Annotated in this window: 18 protein-coding genes; 10 read left to right on the top strand and 8 right to left on the bottom strand. The window is 66.6% G+C overall.

The features are described from left to right. Positions 1–126 precede the first annotated feature (126 nt). Complete coding sequence (locus tag WN72_RS41905) at positions 127–351, bottom strand: DUF2093 domain-containing protein (RefSeq protein ID WP_027563082.1); 225 nt, start codon at positions 349–351, stop codon at positions 127–129. A 178-nt stretch (positions 352–529) separates the two neighbouring features. Between WN72_RS41905 and WN72_RS41900 the strand changes: the two genes are divergently transcribed. After that, positions 530–1,354, top strand: a complete 825-nt coding sequence (locus WN72_RS41900) for a dienelactone hydrolase family protein (protein ID WP_167380766.1) — start codon at positions 530–532, stop codon at positions 1,352–1,354. Positions 1,355–1,568: 214 nt separating this feature from the next. Then, positions 1,569–1,718, top strand: coding sequence for a hypothetical protein (locus WN72_RS41895; protein ID WP_167336549.1), 150 nt, complete (start codon positions 1,569–1,571; stop codon positions 1,716–1,718). 361 nt (positions 1,719–2,079) lie between these two features. Here the strand turns inward: WN72_RS41895 and xseA are convergent, their stop codons facing one another. Beyond that, the gene (gene xseA, locus WN72_RS41890) at positions 2,080–3,696 is read right to left on the bottom strand and encodes an exodeoxyribonuclease VII large subunit (protein ID WP_167380773.1); all 1,617 of its coding nucleotides are present in this window, start codon (positions 3,694–3,696) and stop codon (positions 2,080–2,082) included. 137 nt (positions 3,697–3,833) lie between these two features. Between xseA and WN72_RS41885 the strand changes: the two genes are divergently transcribed. The 5 genes from WN72_RS41885 (at position 3,834) to WN72_RS41865 (ending at position 8,355) form a co-directional block, all read left to right on the top strand. Then, positions 3,834–4,844 (top strand): alpha/beta hydrolase, encoded by a 1,011-nt coding sequence (locus tag WN72_RS41885; protein ID WP_027563078.1) that lies wholly within the window; start codon positions 3,834–3,836, stop codon positions 4,842–4,844. Next, positions 4,841–5,395, top strand: coding sequence for a hypothetical protein (locus tag WN72_RS41880; protein WP_092215328.1), 555 nt, complete (start codon positions 4,841–4,843; stop codon positions 5,393–5,395). The genes WN72_RS41885 and WN72_RS41880 overlap by 4 nt, the downstream gene beginning before the upstream one ends. 4 nt (positions 5,396–5,399) lie before the next feature. Next, a complete protein-coding gene (locus WN72_RS41875; RefSeq protein WP_027563076.1) occupies positions 5,400–5,702 on the top strand; it encodes a winged helix-turn-helix domain-containing protein in 303 nt (100 codons plus the stop codon). A 273-nt stretch (positions 5,703–5,975) separates the two neighbouring features. Next, positions 5,976–7,259, top strand: coding sequence for a phosphoribosylamine--glycine ligase (gene purD / locus WN72_RS41870; RefSeq protein ID WP_092215326.1), 1,284 nt, complete (start codon positions 5,976–5,978; stop codon positions 7,257–7,259). 190 nt (positions 7,260–7,449) lie between these two features. Further along, positions 7,450–8,355, top strand: coding sequence for an alpha/beta fold hydrolase (locus WN72_RS41865; RefSeq protein ID WP_092215324.1), 906 nt, complete (start codon positions 7,450–7,452; stop codon positions 8,353–8,355). On the opposite strand, the gene WN72_RS41860 is transcribed toward WN72_RS41865, so the two are convergent. Next, positions 8,352–8,810, bottom strand: a complete 459-nt coding sequence (locus WN72_RS41860) for a nucleoside deaminase (protein ID WP_035730700.1) — start codon at positions 8,808–8,810, stop codon at positions 8,352–8,354. The genes WN72_RS41865 and WN72_RS41860 overlap by 4 nt on opposite strands. Positions 8,811–8,930: 120 nt before the next feature. Between WN72_RS41860 and WN72_RS41855 the strand changes: the two genes are divergently transcribed. Both WN72_RS41855 and rsmD read left to right on the top strand, forming a co-directional pair. Beyond that, the gene (locus WN72_RS41855) at positions 8,931–10,940 is read left to right on the top strand and encodes a pseudouridine synthase (protein ID WP_167380765.1); all 2,010 of its coding nucleotides are present in this window, start codon (positions 8,931–8,933) and stop codon (positions 10,938–10,940) included. Between the two features lies 1 nt (position 10,941). Then, entirely contained in the window at positions 10,942–11,496 is a 555-nt protein-coding gene (gene rsmD, locus WN72_RS41850; protein WP_092215320.1) for a 16S rRNA (guanine(966)-N(2))-methyltransferase RsmD, read from the top strand. Between the two features lie 114 nt (positions 11,497–11,610). On the opposite strand, the gene mutL is transcribed toward rsmD, so the two are convergent. Further along, positions 11,611–13,425: a DNA mismatch repair endonuclease MutL gene (gene mutL, locus WN72_RS41845; protein WP_092215318.1), complete on the bottom strand. Its 1,815-nt coding sequence runs from the start codon at positions 13,423–13,425 to the stop codon at positions 11,611–11,613. A 266-nt stretch (positions 13,426–13,691) separates the two neighbouring features. Between mutL and WN72_RS41840 the strand changes: the two genes are divergently transcribed. After that, positions 13,692–14,009, top strand: a complete 318-nt coding sequence (locus tag WN72_RS41840; protein ID WP_027563069.1) for a ribbon-helix-helix domain-containing protein — start codon at positions 13,692–13,694, stop codon at positions 14,007–14,009. Between the two features lie 226 nt (positions 14,010–14,235). On the opposite strand, the gene WN72_RS41835 is transcribed toward WN72_RS41840, so the two are convergent. From WN72_RS41835 to WN72_RS41820, 4 genes are read right to left on the bottom strand one after another with little or no spacing between them, the layout of a single operon-like run. After that, positions 14,236–15,804 (bottom strand): GMC family oxidoreductase, encoded by a 1,569-nt coding sequence (locus WN72_RS41835; RefSeq protein WP_027563068.1) that lies wholly within the window; start codon positions 15,802–15,804, stop codon positions 14,236–14,238. Between the two features lie 27 nt (positions 15,805–15,831). Then, entirely contained in the window at positions 15,832–16,380 is a 549-nt protein-coding gene (locus WN72_RS41830) for a hypothetical protein (RefSeq protein ID WP_027563067.1), read from the bottom strand. 44 nt (positions 16,381–16,424) lie between these two features. Beyond that, positions 16,425–16,820 (bottom strand): VOC family protein, encoded by a 396-nt coding sequence (locus WN72_RS41825; RefSeq protein WP_027563066.1) that lies wholly within the window; start codon positions 16,818–16,820, stop codon positions 16,425–16,427. After that, entirely contained in the window at positions 16,821–17,207 is a 387-nt protein-coding gene (locus tag WN72_RS41820) for a c-type cytochrome (protein ID WP_027563065.1), read from the bottom strand. It lies immediately after the preceding gene. Positions 17,208–17,247 lie beyond the last annotated feature (40 nt).

Here is a 17,247-nt window from a genome sequence, read left to right as displayed (position 1 = left end):
CTGCGATCTCGATATCGTAGGGTGGGCAAAGCGAAGCGTGCCCACGTTGTTCGTTGCTGCCGTGGAGAGATGGTGGGCACGGCGCTTTGCGCCTTAGCCCACCCTACGAGATCTACGAAATCACGCTCACGGCTGCTTCAGCGCGCCCGGAAAGTGCCGCTGCAGCACGGCAGCGGGCGTGGCGTAGGCTTCCTGCAAATCGACGCTCCAGTATTTCAGCTCGTCGAGCGGGATGCGCGTGTCGGTGATGGCACAGCGCACGAAGGTCCCCGGCGAGATCACGCGGAAATCGCCGTCGAGATACTGCACCTGCGCTTCGCCATGGCCCGAGGGGCCGAACTTGTTCAGCACGGTCGAAAGTCTCCGTGGAGGGGCCGCTTCCTGGGAGAACCCGGGAGGGCACGATGTGTTGGACGGGATGTAGCATAGATAGGGTGGCTTGTCCGCCCGTTAAACCCACCGGTTTGTGATGTTTTGCCGCCGTTTTCGCGTGATAGTGCTGGGCCGAAGGATTTTGACGCAGACACCGATGCGCCTTCGACTGACCGCCCTGTTCCTGATGCTGCTGATGCCGGCCGCGCATGCGTCGCCGGCGCCGCAGCAGGTCGACATTCCGCTGTCGTCGGGCGTGCTGCATGCGCAGCTCTACAAGCCCGAAGGCGACGGGCCGTTTCCGACCGTGATCGCGCTGCATGGCTGCGGCGGCCTCGGCAACCATTCAGAACCAGTGCTGCCGCGCTATCGTGACTGGGCCGAGCGCCTGCTCAAGGCGGGCAATGCCGTGCTGCTGCCCGACAGCTACGGCTCGCGCGAGCTCGGGCCGCAATGCCGCGTCAAGGAGATGCACGTCAAGGCGCGGCGCGAGCGCGTCGCCGACATTGCGGCCTCGCGCGCCTGGCTGATGAAGCAGACCTGGGTGGCGCGCAGCCGCATCAGCCTGATCGGTTGGGCCAACGGCGCCAGCGCACTGCTCTGGGCGGTGCGGCCGCAGGGCGGGGCACGCGACGCGAGCCCGGATTTCCGCGCCGCCATCGCGTTCTATCCCGATTGCCGGATTTCCGCCGGTCTGGGGTGGAGCACGCGGGTGCCGACCCTGGTCCTGATCGGCGGCAATGACGATGTCTCCTCGCCGCCGGCCTGCCGCCAGATGGTGGACGGCGCACACGGCCGCAGCGCGCTCGCACGCATCGTGGTCTATCCCGGCGCCTATCACGACTTCGACCGCGCCAACACGCCGCTGCATGCGGCCGCTGCTAACGGCGACGCCGCCGCACCCGAGCACGGCCATCTCGGCACCGATTCCGAGGCGCGCGCGGAGTCGCAGAAGGAAGTCGCGGAGTGGCTGGCGCGGTAGCGCGGATGAGCGGACTTGTCGCGCCGTAGCTCGGTAGACGCGAAGGCCGAAGCGGGGCCGCCCGAGGAACAATGTGAGGCGGACAGCCCCGCATCGACCACCGCCCTGCACGGAGCCTGATGGCCGACCGGGAATCTACGGATCGCGTGCCTTGCGAGTTTCAACAGGTGATCGCGCCATCTTTCGACCACGATGTCGATTAAACGCAATCCTCATGCGCAACCGCATCACCCTCTTCGCTTCCGCCCTGATCGTCTTCACCGTCGCGGTCTTCCTGTTCGAAGCCCACGCCGGCGCCCCCATGCGCGCGCCGGACCATTGCGGCTTCTGGACCACGATCGACGCGGGATTGTCCTGCCGGTAGGGCGGGCCCTATCAATTCCGTCACCCTGAGGTGCTCGCCTCTTCGGCGAGCCTCGAAGGGCGACGGCCCGGCTGCATCTCGGCCGTTCATCCTTCGAGGCTCTCTGCACGATGCTGCGCCTCGCGCAGCTCGCACCTCAGGATGACGGGTCTGATATGACGAGCTGCGTAGGCCACATGCATCTCCACACATTCGCTGTCATCGCCCGGCTTGACCGGGCGATCCAGTATTCCGAGGCGTCTGTGATTCACCGAGAAGCGGCGGCGTACTGGATTCCCCGCCGGAGCCTGTCATCGGGCTCGCCGAAGGCGAGACCCGGCGGCGGGGAATGACAGCGAGGGCGCAGCGCCACCCTCGCGCCTCAGAACAAGCTGCCCTGATCCACCGGCTTGCGCTTCGGCGCGGGCTTTGTGTCCTGCGTGGCCGGCTTTGCTTGCGACGGCGCGCGCTTTGCCGCCGGGACGGTGCGATCCGCATCCGCGGTCGCGCCGACCCGGCCATCGGCGAACTCGATCTCGACACGTGCGCCGGGACCGATCGAGTCCGCCGCATGCACGGGATGTCCCCCTTCATCGCGCACCAGCGCAAAGCCGCGCGCGAGCACGCTGCGATAGGACAGCGCCGAGAGCAGCTTGCCGCTGTTCTCGACGCGGGTATCGAGCCGGTGCAGCAGCGTTGCCAGCGCGCGCTGTGCGCGCTCGGCCAGCCGATGGGTGCGCTCGCGCTGGCGGGCGATGGCGTTCCGCTGCGCCTGCGCATTGGACAGCTTTGAGGCACGCAGGCGCACCTCGAGCCCGGCAAAGCGGTCGCGCCGCTGCCGCAGCAGCGAGCGTGCGGAAAGGCCAAGCCGCTCGCCGCATACGGTGAGGCGGTGATCGGCCTGCGAGATCTGGCCGTGCAGCACCCGCAGCGTCAGCTTTGAGCTGGCCGCGGTGAACCTGCGGAAATGCGCATGCGTGTTGGCCTTAAGGCAGCGGGGCAGGGACGCGCCCGCTGAATCCAGCCGCTGCCGGGGGATCGCCAGGAGATCACCTGCGGCCGGCAGCGCGCGCGCGGCGGCGCGCAATTCGCTGCGGCGGCTCTCCTGGGCGCGCTGCCAATAGGCGCGGGTGCGGCGACCGAGATCGGCGACCTCGACGAACAATTCGCTGCGCACGGGGACAGCCATCTCGGCCGCCGCCGTCGGCGTCGGCGCGCGCTTGTCGGCGACGAAATCGATCAGCGTGATGTCGGTCTCGTGGCCCACGGCCGAGATCAGCGGGATCATGCTCTCGGCTGCGGCACGGACCACGATCTCCTCGTTGAACGACCAGAGATCCTCCAGCGAGCCGCCGCCGCGCGCCACGATCAGCACGTCGGGCCGCGGGATCTTGCCGCCCTCCGGCAGCGCGTTGAAGCCGCGGATCGCGGCCGCGACCTGCTCGGCCGAGCCTTCGCCCTGCACCTTGACCGGCCAAACCAGCACGCGGCGCGGGAAGCGGTCCTCGAGCCGATGCAGGATGTCGCGGATCACGGCGCCGGTCGGCGAGGTGACGACGCCGATCACCTCCGGCAGCCATGGCAAGAGCTGCTTGCGCGCCTCGTCGAACAGGCCTTCGGCGGCGAGCTTCTTCTTGCGCTCCTCCATCAGCGCCATCAGCGCGCCGATGCCGGCCGGCTCCAGCGCCTCGATGACGATCTGGTATTTCGAGGAGCCCGGATAGGTCGTGAGCTTGCCCGTGGCGATGACCTCGAGCCCCTCCTGGGGCTTGAAGCGCATGCGGCCGTGCACGCCCTTCCAGATCACCGCCTCGATCTTGGCACTCTCGTCCTTGAGCGCGAAATAGCAGTGACCGGAGGAGTGGGCGCCGCGAAAGCCGGAGATCTCGCCGCGGACCCGGACATGGCCGTAGGTGTCCTCCACCGTCCGCTTCAGGGACTGTGAGAGCTCGGAGACGGTGAATTCGGGCGCGTTGTGAAGTTGTTCCGCAGGCGGCATCGGCAATCGATTCGGCATTTTGGGGTCGGACCCGACGTTAAGGATTTTCGCCGCGCAGTGCCAATCCGGGGATTGATCGAAAGAGTACTCTGTATTATAGAGTTCTCTATTGACGATGAGTTTTACGGAGTCCGGCCATGGCGATGCAATTGCTGCGAGGTGCTCTGAGCCTGCTGAAATGGGGCCTGTGCGCGATCGGTGCCGTGGCGCTGATCTTCACCGCCCTGATCGCGACCCCGCTGGAGCGGCCGCCGGAGCTGCACTCGGTGTCCGACTCCCGCAAGGGCGTCGACATGACGACCCTGCCGGCGCTGGAGCGCTTCCAGGCCCGTGACGGCACCTGGCTCGGTTATCGCCATTACGCGGCGGGCGGTTCGGCCACCGCGCGCGGCGCGATCTTCATCCATGGCTCGTCCGGCTCTTCCGGCACGGTCAATCACGCCTTGACGGCGGCGCTCGCCACGCACGGCGTGGAGACCTGGGCGCTGGACACGCGCGGTCACGGTGCCTCGGGCACGCGCGGCGATATCGGCTACGTCGGCCAGCTCGAGGACGATCTCGTCGATTTTGTCGCCCATGTCCGCAAGAGCGCGCCTGATTTGCCGCTGACCCTGATCGGCCATTCCGCCGGCGGCGGCTTCTCGCTGCGCATCGCCGCCACTCCGATCGTGCAGGACCTGTTTGTCCGCACCGTGCTGGTCGCGCCCTATCTCGGCTATGACGCGCCGACCAACATGCCGCATTCCGGCGGCTGGGCCAGCGCCGACATCCCGCGCTTCCTCGGCCTCGCCGCGCTGCGCAAGCTCGGCATCGACTGCTGCGCGCAGCTCCCGGTGCTCGCCTTCGCGGTGCCTGCGAATTCGGAGCGCTTCCTCACGCCGACCTATTCCGACCGCCTGATGCGCAACTTTGCGACGCGCGGCTATCGCCTCGATCTGCCGGCCGTGACGCATCCCATGACGATCTTCGGCGGCGCTGAAGACGAGATGATGATCTCCGGCAAATATGCCGAGACCGTGCAGGCCATCAGGCCGTCCGTCGACGTCAAGCTGATCGAGGGTGTCAACCACATGGGCATGGTCACCAATCCGAAGGCGGTCAACGCGATCGCCGAGGACGTGGCGACGCGGGGAGCGAACCAGTCATGATCGACAGCAAGGAGGCCACTGCCGCGCTGGCCGAGATCGACGACATCGTCCAGCGCGTGCGGCAGTCGCGCATCTACGATCTCGCCAGCCAGATGATGATCATGTGGGGCGTGCTGGTGTTCGTCGCCAACATGGCGACCTGGCTGTGGCCGCACGGCGCTTATTACTATTGGTTCGCCGTCTACGTCTTCGGCATCGCCGGCTCGTTCGCGATCAGCACGATGAACCAGACTGCGACCGGGGTTCGCAGCTTCGACATGCGGATGCTGCTCGCCTTTGTGATGTTCATCGCCTTCGGCTTCCTCTGCGCGCACGTGCTCAGCCATTTCACGCCGCGTCAACAAGGCACGTTCTGGACCATCTATTTCATGCTGTTCTATGCGCTGGCAGGGCTGTGGTTCGGCACAGCCTTCGTCGTGATCGCGCTCGCGATCACCGCGCTGACGCTGATCGGTTATTTCTTCGCCACCGGCGATGCCTTCCTGCCCTGGATGGCCGTCGTCAACGGCGCCGGCCTGATCGTCGGCGGCCTCTGGATGCGGCGGAGCTAGCGCCATGGCCGAGCTCGACGACATCATCCACCAGCCGTTGCGCTTGAAGATCATGGCCGCCCTGAATTCGCTGCCGACCGCCGCCGCGGGTCTCGAATTCTCCCGCCTCAAGAAGCTCACCGGTGCCACCGACGGCAATCTCGGCGCCCATATCGAGACCTTGGCCAAGGCCGGCTACGTCTCGGTCGACAAGGCCTTCGTCGGCAAGAAACCGCAGACTACCGTCACCGCTACGGCAGCCGGCCGCGGCGCCTTCGCGCGGCACGTCGCGACGTTGCAGGAGATCATTGCGGGGAAGCAGGTGTAGACGCGATCGTCATCGCGGTGCGGCTTGCTGTGCCCTCTCCCCTTGCGGGAGAGGGCATTTCCGCTGGTAGACACAGGCTCGCTCGGGTGAGGAGTTCGCGGATGCAACCCCTCATCCGGCGCGCATTCGCGCGCCACCTTTTCCCGCAAGGGGAGAAGGGGCAGCGGAGCAAGTCGCCCCGGAATGACGGGGAGCGTCAGGCGTTTCCCCTTGAGGCCCGCCCCGATTCGTGCGACCTCCGCCCCCAGCAAAACCCCTTATTCTGAGCCTTCGATGCACATTCTCCTGCTCGGTTCCGGCGGCCGCGAACATGCCCTGGCGTGGAAGATCGCAGCTTCTCCCCTGGTGACCAAATTCTGGTGCGCGCCCGGCAATGCCGGCATGGCGCGCGAGGCGGAGTGCGTGGCGCTCGATATCGCCGACCATGCCGCGGTGATCGAGTTCTGCAAGAAGAATGCGGTCGAGCTCGTGGTGGTCGGCCCGGAGACGCCGCTCGCCGCCGGCATCGTCGATGATCTCTCGGCCGCCGGTATCAAGGCGTTCGGTCCGAACAAGATCCCGGCCCAGCTCGAAAGCTCCAAGGGTTTCACCAAGGCGCTCTGCACCGAATTCGGCATTCCGACCGGCGCCTACAAGCGCTTCACCAAGCCTGAGGATGCGCGCGACTACGTCAACAGCCAGGGCGCGCCGATCGTCGTCAAGGCCGACGGCCTTGCCGCCGGCAAGGGCGTCGTCGTCGCCAAGACCGTGCGCGAGGCCGAGGACGCCATCGCCATGATGTTCGAGGGCGCTTTTGGCGAGGCCGGCGCGGAGGTCGTGATCGAGGAGTTTCTGCCCGGCCGCGAGATCAGCTTCTTCGCGCTGTGCGACGGCGAGACGGCCATCCCGCTCGCCTCGGCGCAGGACCACAAGCGCGTGTTCGACCATGATGTCGGCCCGAACACCGGCGGCATGGGCGCCTATTCGCCGACGCCGCTGGTCACGCCCGCGATCCACGACGCGATCATGGCCAAGATCATTTTGCCGACGGTCGCCGGCATGAAAAAGCGCGGCACGCCGTTCCGCGGCATCCTGTACGCCGGCATCATGCTGACGACGCAGGGGCCGAAGCTGTTCGAGTTCAACGTGCGCTTCGGCGATCCCGAGTGCCAGGTGCTGATGCTGCGCATGATGTCGGACATCGTGCCGGCGTTCATCGCCGCCTGCGACGGGGAGTTGAAGCATTTCGATCTGCGCTGGTATCCGGAATCCGCGCTGACCGTGGTGATGGCGGCGAAGGGCTATCCCGGCGACTACCAGAAGGGCACGCGCATCGAGGGGCTCGATGACGCAGCCAAGGTGGAGACCGTCGAGATCTTCCACGCCGGCACGGTCGAGAAGGAAAGTGCGATCCTCGCCAATGGCGGCCGCGTGCTCAATGTCTGCGCGCTCGGCAAGACTGTCACAGAGGCGCAGAGCCGCGCCTATCAGGCTGTCGACCGCATCAACTGGCCGGACGGCTTCTGCCGCCGCGACATCGGCTGGCAGGCGGTGGAAGCGGAGAAGGCCAAGGGCTGACAGGCTTTTTGCCGCTGCGCGCGCAAAGAAACTTCGCGCCATCGCGCCGCCACACCGACATTCCAGAAATGCGTAGTCGGCCGTTGGACTTAGCGTCCTCTGCCGATCTCACCGTGCTACTGTGCATGGGGTTGTTTTCGACTGTCATGTCGAGGCGCCCCCGCGACCGACCAGACAAGGATGCAGAAAGATGTCCGATCTCGCCGACCTCTATCCCGGCTTCGCCTCGGAATGGATCAACACCTCCTTCGGCAGCATCTTCGCCCGCGTCGGCGGCAGCGGGCCGCCGCTGCTGCTGCTGCACGGCTTCTCCGAGACGCATGTGATGTGGCACCGCGTGGCGCCTGAGCTTGCCGACAGGTTCACGCTGATCATCGCCGACCTGCCCGGCTATGGCTGGTCCGACATGCCCGAGAGCGATGCGCTGCACATCCCCTACAGCAAGCGCGCGATGGCGAAAGCCATGGTCGAGGCGATGGAGCGGCTCGGCCATGTGCACTTTGCGCTCGTCGGTCACGACCGCGGTGGCCGCGTGTCGTATCGCCTGGCGCTCGATCATCCCGGACGGCTGTCGAAGCTCGCCGTACTCGATATCCTGCCGACCTATAATTACTGGGAGCGGATGAACCGCGCCTATGCGCTGAAGATCTATCACTGGACTTTTCTGGCCCAGCCCGCGCCGCTGCCGGAGACGCTGATCTCGGGCAATGGCGAGTTCTTCCTGCGCTTCAAGATGGCGAGCCAGACCAAGTCGAAGACGCTGGATGCGATCGACAAGCGCGCGCTCGAACATTACCTCGCCCCGTTCCGCGACCCCGCACGCGTCCATGCGATGTGCGAGGATTACCGCGCCGGCGCCTATTTCGACTACGACCTCGACAAGGCCGATTTCGAGGCCGGCAAGAAGATCACGGTGCCGATGCTGGCGCTGTGGGGCAATGCCGGCATCGCGCAGGCCGCCGCGACGCCGCTCGATACATGGAAGCAATGGGCGACCAATGTCGACGGCATGCCCGTGGATTCCGGGCACTTTCTCACGGAGGAGAACCCGGATGTGACCGCGAAGGCGCTGCGCGAGTTCTTCCTCGCGCCTTAGCGCCGCTCCCGGAAGAACTCCTTGAGCAGCCGCGCCGCCTCGCTCTCGCCGACGCCGGAATAGACATCCGGGGCGTGGTGACAGGTCGGCGAGGCGAAGAACCGCACGCCGGATTCGACCGCGCCGCCCTTGGGGTCGGCGGCGCCGTAATAGAGCCGGCGCACCCTTGCAAAGGAGATCGCGCCCGCACACATGGTGCACGGCTCCAGCGTCACGTAGAGGTCGCAGTCGACGAGGCGCTCGCTGCCGATTTTCCTGGCCGCCTCGCGCAGCGCAACGAGTTCGGCATGGGCGGTGGGGTCATGGTCGGTCAGCGTCCGGTTGCCGGCGGTGGCGATGACCTCGTAATCGCGGACCACCACGCATCCGATCGGAACTTCGCCCGCTTTTCCGGCATTTTCGGCCGTCTTGAGCGCCAAATCCATGAAAGAGGGGGCTTTCAAGCCTCGTATCATCCAAAGAAACCTGCTAGTAGCTGCGCCTTCAGCAGAAGTGCTTACCGGTTTTGCCTGAGCATGCGGCTCGGAACGAGCGCGCGCACTGCTCCCGCGCCGCCTCCTTAAGTGAGATTATTCATGCCTCGCGACAGCGACAAAGACAACGATTCCCGCGGCCGGCGAGGCCCGGCCAAAGGCGGCCGCAGCGGCAAGCCGCGCGGCCCCGAGAAGAAGTTCGCCAAGCGCGGCTTCGAGGGCAAAGGCGACCGCGACAGCCGTCCGCCCCGTGGCGACCGCGACAGCCGCCCGTTCCGCCGCCGCGAGGACGGCGATGCCCCGCGCCGCGATTTCTCCGACCGCCCGCGCTTCAAGCGCGATGACCGCGGCGGCGAAGGCCGCGGCGAGCGCAGCTTCAAGCCGCGTGGCGACCGTCCCTTCTCCGATCGCTCCTCGCGCGATGGCGAGAAGCGGCCGTTCAAGCCGCGTGGCGACCGCCCGTCCCATGGCCGCGACGACCGTCCGCCGCGCAGCCGGGATCGCGACGAGTCGCGGCCGGCCGGCCGGTCCGGTGGTGAGAGGAAGTTCGGCGAGAAGCGGCCCTATGCGCCGCGCGGCGAGCGTCCCGAGCGCAAGTTCGACGGCGAGCGGAAGTTTTCGCGGGGCGGCGACCGTGGAGATCGCGGTGACCGTGCGCGCGATCGTGGCGAGCGCGGCGATTCCAAGCCGTGGCAGAAGCGCGATGCGGGCCCGCGCGGCGACCGTCCGCGCAAGTCCTTCGACAAGGATTTCGGCGGCCGCGATCGCGGCGACGAGAAGCCCTGGCGTCAGCGCGACGACCGTCGTGAGGGTGGTCGCGGCGGCGAGGACCGTCCGCGTTTCTCGCGACGCCGCGACGAGGGCGGTGATGATCGCCCGCGTTTCTCGCGTCCGCGCGAGGAGCGGTCCGGTGACGATCGTCCGCGGTTCAACCGCTCGCGCGAGGGGCGGCCGGAAGGCCGCATGGACTGGCAGGAGCATCCGCGCAGCGAGGGCCGCTTCCGCGACCGTCCACGCCGCGACAACGAGGACGACAGCAGGATCTTCGAGAAGCGTCCGGCCTTCGGCGGCCGCGGCGCCTATCGCGAGCGCGACCGCGATTTCGAGGGGCGGCCGCGCCGCGACGAGGCGCCGAAGCCGAAGAAGACCGGCGAGCGCATCGCCAAGGCGCTGGCCCGTGCGGGCCTCGCCTCGCGCCGCGACGCCGAGGAGATGGTCACGCAGGGCCGCGTCACCGTCAACGGGCGTGTGATCAACTCGCCCGCGCTCGACATCACGCAGAACGACGTCGTCCTGGTCGACGGCAAGCCGTTGCCGCCGCGCGAGCGCACGCGGCTGTTCCTCTACCACAAGCCGCGCGGGCTGATGACGACGCATGACGATCCCGAAGGACGTCCGACTGTGTTCGACAATCTGCCCGAAGGCCTGCCGCGGCTGATCAGCGTCGGCCGGCTCGACTTCAACACGGAAGGCCTGCTGCTGCTCACCAACGACGGCGGTCTTGCGCGCACGCTCGAGCTGCCCGACACCGGTTGGCTGCGCCGCTACCGCGTCCGCGCCCATGGCGACGTCACCCAGGCGCAGCTCGACGCGCTCAAGAGCGGCATCGAGGTCGAGGGCGTCAAATACGGTCCGATCGAGGCGACGCTGGAACGCGACCAGGGCGCCAATGTCTGGCTGGTGTTCGCGATCCGCGAGGGCAAGAACCGCGAGGTGCGCAATGTCTGCGCTCATCTCGGGCTCGAGGTGAACCGGCTGATCCGGGTCTCCTATGGCCCGTTCCAGCTCGGCGAGATCCCCGAAGGCCAGGTCGACGAGATCAAGTCACGCGTGCTGCGCGAGCAGCTCGGTGACAAGGTGATCGAGAAGTCGGGCGCCGAATTCGACGTGCCGTCGAAATCCTCGCGCGTCGACGACGCGCCGAGCGCGAAGAAGCCCGCCAGCAAGCGCGCCGTGATCGCCGACCGCAAGGGCCGCCGCGTGCTGGTGCAGCGCACCGGCAGCGAGGAGGCGCGCGAGCGCAACGAGATGGAAGCGAACGGCTACGGCCCGCCGCGTCGTCCCAAACGCGGCTATCACGGCAAGCGCGACCTGACGCCGCGGGAGGATTAGCTTGCGCGTCGTCGGCGGCAGGTTGAAGGGGCGCAATCTCGCCTCACCGTCCTCGCGCGACATCCGCCCGACGGCGGACCGCCTGCGCGAGGCCGTGTTCAACATCCTCGTGCACGCCTATGACGATCCGATCGAGGATGCGCGCGTGCTCGATCTCTTCGCCGGCACCGGCGCGCTCGGCATCGAGGCGTCCTCGCGCGGCGCGAAGTTCACGCTATTCGTGGACAACGGCGCGGAGGCGCGGGCGCTGCTGCGCAACAATGTCGAGACGCTCGGCCTCGGCGGCGTCACCAAAGTCTATCGCCGCGATGCCACCGATCTCGGCCCAGCGCACCCCGTCGAGCCATTCTCGCTGGTCTTCCTCGATCCGCCCTATGGCAAGGGCTTTGCGGAGAAGGCGCTCGCGTCCTTGCGTGACGGCGGCTGGCTGACATCGGGCGCACTGCTGGTGGTGGAAGAGGCGAGAGCCGCGCAGTTCGTGACGCCGGAAGGGTTTGAGGAGCTGGAGCGACGGGCGTACGACGACACCGAGTTTGTGTTTTTGAAGAGGCCGTAGCGCTGGTGCCGTAGTGCCGTAGGGTGGGCAAAGGCGCAACGCGCCGTGCCGACGAACTTTCCATGATCGTGATAGGTGGTGGGCACGCTTCGCTTTGCCCACCCTACTGCACCGTCACCGCCGCCCGAACAGCTTCTCCACGTCCGACAGCTTCAACTCGACATACGTCGGCCGGCCGTGGTTGCACTGGCCGGAGTTCGGCGTCTCCTCCATCTCGCGGAGCAGAGCGTTCATCTCCTCCGGGCGCAATCTGCGGCCGGCGCGCACCGAGCCGTGGCAGGCCATGGTGGCGGCGACGTGCATCAGGCGGCGCTCGAGAGGCAGAGCCTCGTCCCATTCGGCCATATGCTCGGAGAGATCGCGCAGCAGCCCGCCAGCGTTGGTCTTGCCGAGCAGCGACGGCGTCTCGCGCACCGCGACCGCGCCAGGGCCGAAGGATTCGATCGCTAGGCCAAATGACGCAAGTTCATCGCTGCGCTCCAGCAGGCGCTCCACGGTGGCCTCGTCCATCTCGACGATCTCGGGGATCAGGAGAATCTGCCGCTGCACGCCGTTGGCCGCCAGTGAAGCCTTGAGCCGCTCATAGACGATGCGCTCATGCGCGGCATGCTGGTCGACGATGATGAGGCCGTCGCGGGTTTGCGAGACGATGTAGGTCTCGTGAATCTGCGTGCGCGCCGCACCGAGCGGGCGGTCGACAAGGTCAGCCACCGGCTGCGTCTCGAACCTGATGTCCGCGCTGGGCGCGCCGACATCGAACGCAGCCTGCGCGCGCTCGGCGAAGACGGGCGCGGCGGAGCCTTCGAATGGCGGCATCGGCGCGACCGGAGCCGACGGCGAGGCGCGCCAGTCCCAGCCTGCGGAGCGCTGCGGCGCGAAGGCAGGCCGGAACGAGGCCAAGGCGCTCTCGCCGCTGTTGGCGGCGGTGCGGCGGCCCTCGCGCGCAAGCCCTTCCTTCAATCCGTGCACGATCAGCGCGCGGACGAGGCCGGCATTACGGAAGCGCACCTCGGTTTTGGCCGGATGCACGTTGGCATCGACCTCGCGCGGATCGAGCGTGACGAACAGCGCCAGCACCGGATGCCGGTCGCGCGGCAGATAGTCGGCATAGGCCCCACGCACCGCCCCGAGGATCAGCTTGTCGCGGACGGGTCTGCCGTTGACGAAGAGATATTGCCCGAGCGCATTGGCCTTGGTCAGCGCGGGGGCTGCCGCATAGCCGGCAACGACGACGCCCTCGCGCTCGGCATGGACTTCAAAGGCATGGCTGCGGAATTCTGCGCCCAGGATGTCGCCGAGCCGCGTCAGCCGGCCGGCGGCGCCGGGCAGGGCCGCGGCCCAGGTCACCGGCGCGCGCTCCTCGCCGGCGAGCGTGAAGGCGACGTCGGGCCGCGCCATCGCAAGGCGTCGCACCACCTCGCGGATCGCCTCCGCCTCGGTGCGGTCGGTTTTCAAAAATTTCAGCCGTGCCGGCGTCGCGTAGAAGAGGTCGTTGACCTCGACGCGCGTGCCATGCGCCAGCGCCGCCGGCATGATCTCGGACTTGTCGCCGCCCTCGACATTGAGCGCCCAGGCATGCGGCTCGCTCGCGTGCCGCGTGGTGATGGACAGCCGCGCCACCGAGCCGATCGAGGGCAGCGCCTCGCCGCGGAACCCAAGCGTGCGGATCTGGAGCAGATCCTCGTCGTCGAGCTTGGAGGTCGCGTGGCGCTCGACCGCGAGCGCCAGGTCTCTAGCGGTCATGCCGCTGCCGTCGTCGGTGATGCCGATCCGCCGTCGTCCGCCGCCATCGGTGAAGACGTCGATCCGGCTCGCGCCGGCGTCGATGGCGTTCTCGACGAGTTCCTTGACCACGCTCGCCGGACGCTCGACCACCTCGCCGGCGGCGATGCGGTTGACGACCTGCTCTGGCAATTGGCGGACGGGCATGGGCTCTGGGCTTGGGCTCTGGGCTTGGGCTTGCGATCTGGATTCGCTGGCGGCGGCTATCTTAAGCCGTGTTGCGTCAAAAGCATGTGTTGGGCAACAGCGGTGTCGCGGCCTGGGGAAGAGGGCTGCCTATCACATTGAAGACATTGGACGTTCAAGAAAATCGCGCAAGCCGGATCATGCGATTTCCAGTGACCGTCCTGATTGTGGGGTGCGTGGCCGCGGTGTAGCATCGTGAAAAAATGGCAACAGGACGGGAGGACGCCATGTGCCATCTCTTCGCGCACCAGCCCCAACGCGACTACGAATCCCAGACCCGCTCTTTGCGGATCGGCGGGCACTGCACCTCGATCCGGCTCGAGATGGCATTCTGGGACACGCTGGAGGAGATCGCGGCCAAGGAGAGCATGAGCCTCGGCAAGTTCCTGACCACGCTCTACAACGAGGTGCTCGACCACCACGGCGAGGTCAACAATTTCGCCTCGCTGCTGCGGTGTTCGTGTTTGATCTATCGCTCCCGGAGCACGGTGCCGGTGCCGGAGTTCAAGCCCACGGTGGCGCAGATTCTCGACGCGGCCGAGTAGCCGCTACAGCGAGAGCCGTATCCACAATCTCGGTGTCGTCCCGGCGAACGCCGGGACTCATACCGCGGAATCCATCGAGCGCAGGTGATCTGAGTACCGGACGGCTGATTTTCGTCAAACTGCTCCCTGTGGTTATGGGTCCCCGCTTTCGCGGGGACGACATCTTGGGTGGGGATACGTAATCCCTCTTCATCGCCGTCCGGGCGATCGCGATGGCAACCTGAGGTCAAATCTCCTTCTTCTGCATCGCGCCCGCAATGTAATCCGCCTGGCGGATCGCCAGCGCCACGATGGTCAGCGTCGGGTTGCAGGCCGCGCCGCTGGTGAACTGGCTGCCGTCGGAGACGAACAGGTTCTTGATATCGTGGCTCTGCCCGAACTTGTTGACTACGCCGTCGCGCGGCTTCTCGCTCATCCGGTTGGTGCCGAGGTTGTGCGTGCTCGGATAGGGCGGTGTCGGATAGGTCACGGTGGCGCCGACGGCATCATAGACCGCGGCACCCTGCTTGTAGGCATGTGCGCGCATCGCGATGTCGTTGGGATGGTCGTCGAAGTGCACGCTCGCAACCGCCTGCCCGTGCTTGTCCTTCACGACCGGGTCGAGCGTGATGCGGTTGGTTTCCTGCGGCATGTCCTCGCCGACCAGCCACATGCCGGCCATCCTGGGATAGCCGTCGAGCGCCGACGTGAACGAACGGCCCCAGGCGCCGGGGTTGAGGAACGCGGCCATGAAGGGCAGGCCGATCGACAGCGTCTCCATCTCGTAGCCGCCGACGAAGCCGCGCTTCGGATCGTTGACGGATTCATCGCGGATGATGCCGGCCATGGTGGTGCCGCGATACATGTGCACCGATTTCTCGAACACGGCGTAGACGCTGCCGGTCATGTGCCGCATGTAGTTGCGCCCGACCTGGCCCGATGAGTTGGCAAGGCCGTCGGGGAACATGGTCGAGGCGCTGTTGAGCAGCAGCCGCGGGCTTTCGATCGAATTGCCGGCGACCGCGACGATACGCGCCTTCTGGCGCTGCATCGCCCCGCTCTCGTCGGCATAGACGACGCCGGTCACTTTGCCGCTCGCGTCATGCTCGATCTTGACCACCATGCTGCTTGGGCGAACTTCAAGGTTGCCGGTCGCCTCGCCCTTGGGGATCTCGGTGTAGAGCGTCGACCATTTGGCGCCGGACTTGCAGCCCTGGAAGCAGAAGCCGATCTGCTGGCAGGAGCCGCGGCCATCGCGCGGCTGGCTGTTGATCGCCATGTTGCCGGTGTGCACGGTCTTGTAGCCGAGCTTCCTGGCGCCGGCCTCCAGCACTTTGAAGTTATTGTTGCCGGGAAGTCCGGGAATGCCGTTGGTTCGGGTCACGCCCATCTTGTTCTCGGCCTTGGCGTACCATGGCTCCATCTCGGCCAGCGTGACCGGCCAGTCCAGAAGGTTCGCGCCGGGAATGTTGCCATAGGTGCTCTTCACCTTGAACTCGTGCTCGTCGAAGCGGAGCGAGGCGCCGGCCCAATGGGTCGTGGAACCGCCGACTGCCTTGACGATCCAGGCGGGCAGGCCCGAGAAGTCTTTCGCAACGCGCCACGTGCCGGACGTGGTGCGCGCATCGGTCCAGGCGAGCTGGGAAAAACTCTCCCACTCGTCATTGACGAAATCCTGGTTCTCGATGCGGGGACCTGCTTCCAGGATGACGACCTTGACGCCCTTCTGCGCGAGCTCGTTGCCCAGCGTGCCGCCGCCGGCACCGGAGCCGACGATCACCACAACGCCGCTGTCGTTCAGATCGAATTTTGCCATCTGCGTTCTCCTGAACCTGGGTGGCCTTTAAGCCTTCGGCAGCCAGTCGATATCGGCGAAGCCGCGGTTGATGTAGCCGCCATGCTCGGCGGAGGAGCCCTCGTAGCCGAACCGCGGCCAGACCTCTTTCTGGTTGTAGAGCGAGACGACGAGGTCGCCGCGCACCTTCTGGAAGAAGTCGCTTCCCTCGATCTCCTTCAGCAGCACCACGCGATCGGCTTCCCATTGCACCTCGGCATAGGGCGCCTTGTGACGATCCTTCGCGTTCTGATCGAGCCTTGCGATGCCGTCGCTGATGAGAGCCTTGACGGCGGGATCCTTGGCCGCCTTGCCGTCCCACGGCTTGATCGCGGTGATGTAGTAGCTGTCGCCGAGCACATCGTGCGGATAGATGTCGCGCGCGACCTTCAGCAGCGTCTTCATCGTCGCGGGCGAAAGCGCGGTGGCATCGTCGGCCCAGGCGCTCTCGATGCTGACACCGACGCTGGTGGCTGCGGCCACGACCGGCACGGCGGTCGCCGCGCCCTTGAGAAAGACGCGGCGGCTGTGCTTGCTTCGACGATCGACTTCTCTCATGGCATTCCTCCGTGGATTTTTGTGATTTGGGTTTTTGAACTTGATCAGCCGAAGCGTCCGCCCCGCTGGATCACCTCGATCTTGTAGCCGTCGGGATCGCTGACGAAGAAGAAGCGCGCCAGCGTCCTGCCGTCGTGCTTGAAGTCGCGTAGCGGCCCTGGAGCGAGCTTCTCGCGCTCGAAGCGGGCGTGTTCGGCGTCGAGATCCTCGACCACCACCGCGAGATGGCCGTAGCCGTCGCCGAGCGCATATGGCTCCTTGCGATCGAAATTGACCGTCAGCTCGACCTCAAAAGGTGAGGAGGGGTGACGCAGATAGATCAGGGCGAAGTCCGCGAATTTCAGATGGTCGGCGACCTCCAGGCCGAAGGCGCGCCTGTAGAAGTCGAGCGAGCGGGCCTCATCCAGCACGCGGATCATGGAATGAACGGGTTTTGCCATTCAGTTCTGCTCCTTGAGGTAGGCGATGATGGCGGCGCGCGTCTCCGGCTTGGCCTGCCGGTACACCATGGTCACGCCGGGAACGACGGCTTGCGGATTGGTCAGCCATGCATCGAGCCTGGTCTCGTCCCAGGCGAAGTCCGCCTTCGCGAGGGCGTCCGAGTATTTGAAGCCCTCGACCTTGCCGGCTGGGCGGCCGACGATCTTCACCAGTGGCGGCCCTTGCCGCGTCGGCTCCGATGCGCTTGTGGTGTGGCACACCGCGCATTGCTGCTTGAACAGCGTCGCGCCGTCCGGCGACCTTGCGGCCGGCAACGGCATTTGCGCATCGGCGATCCGCACCACCAGCACCATCGCGGTGCACAATCCCAGCACGATTGCGCGCATCGTCAAGGCTCGCCCGTCCACATCAAATCCAGCGTGCGCA

It is taken from the genome of Bradyrhizobium arachidis, from assembly GCF_015291705.1.
Taxonomy (GTDB): Bacteria; Pseudomonadota; Alphaproteobacteria; order Rhizobiales; family Xanthobacteraceae; genus Bradyrhizobium; species Bradyrhizobium arachidis.
This window is presented reverse-complemented; position numbering and strand designations above follow the sequence as displayed.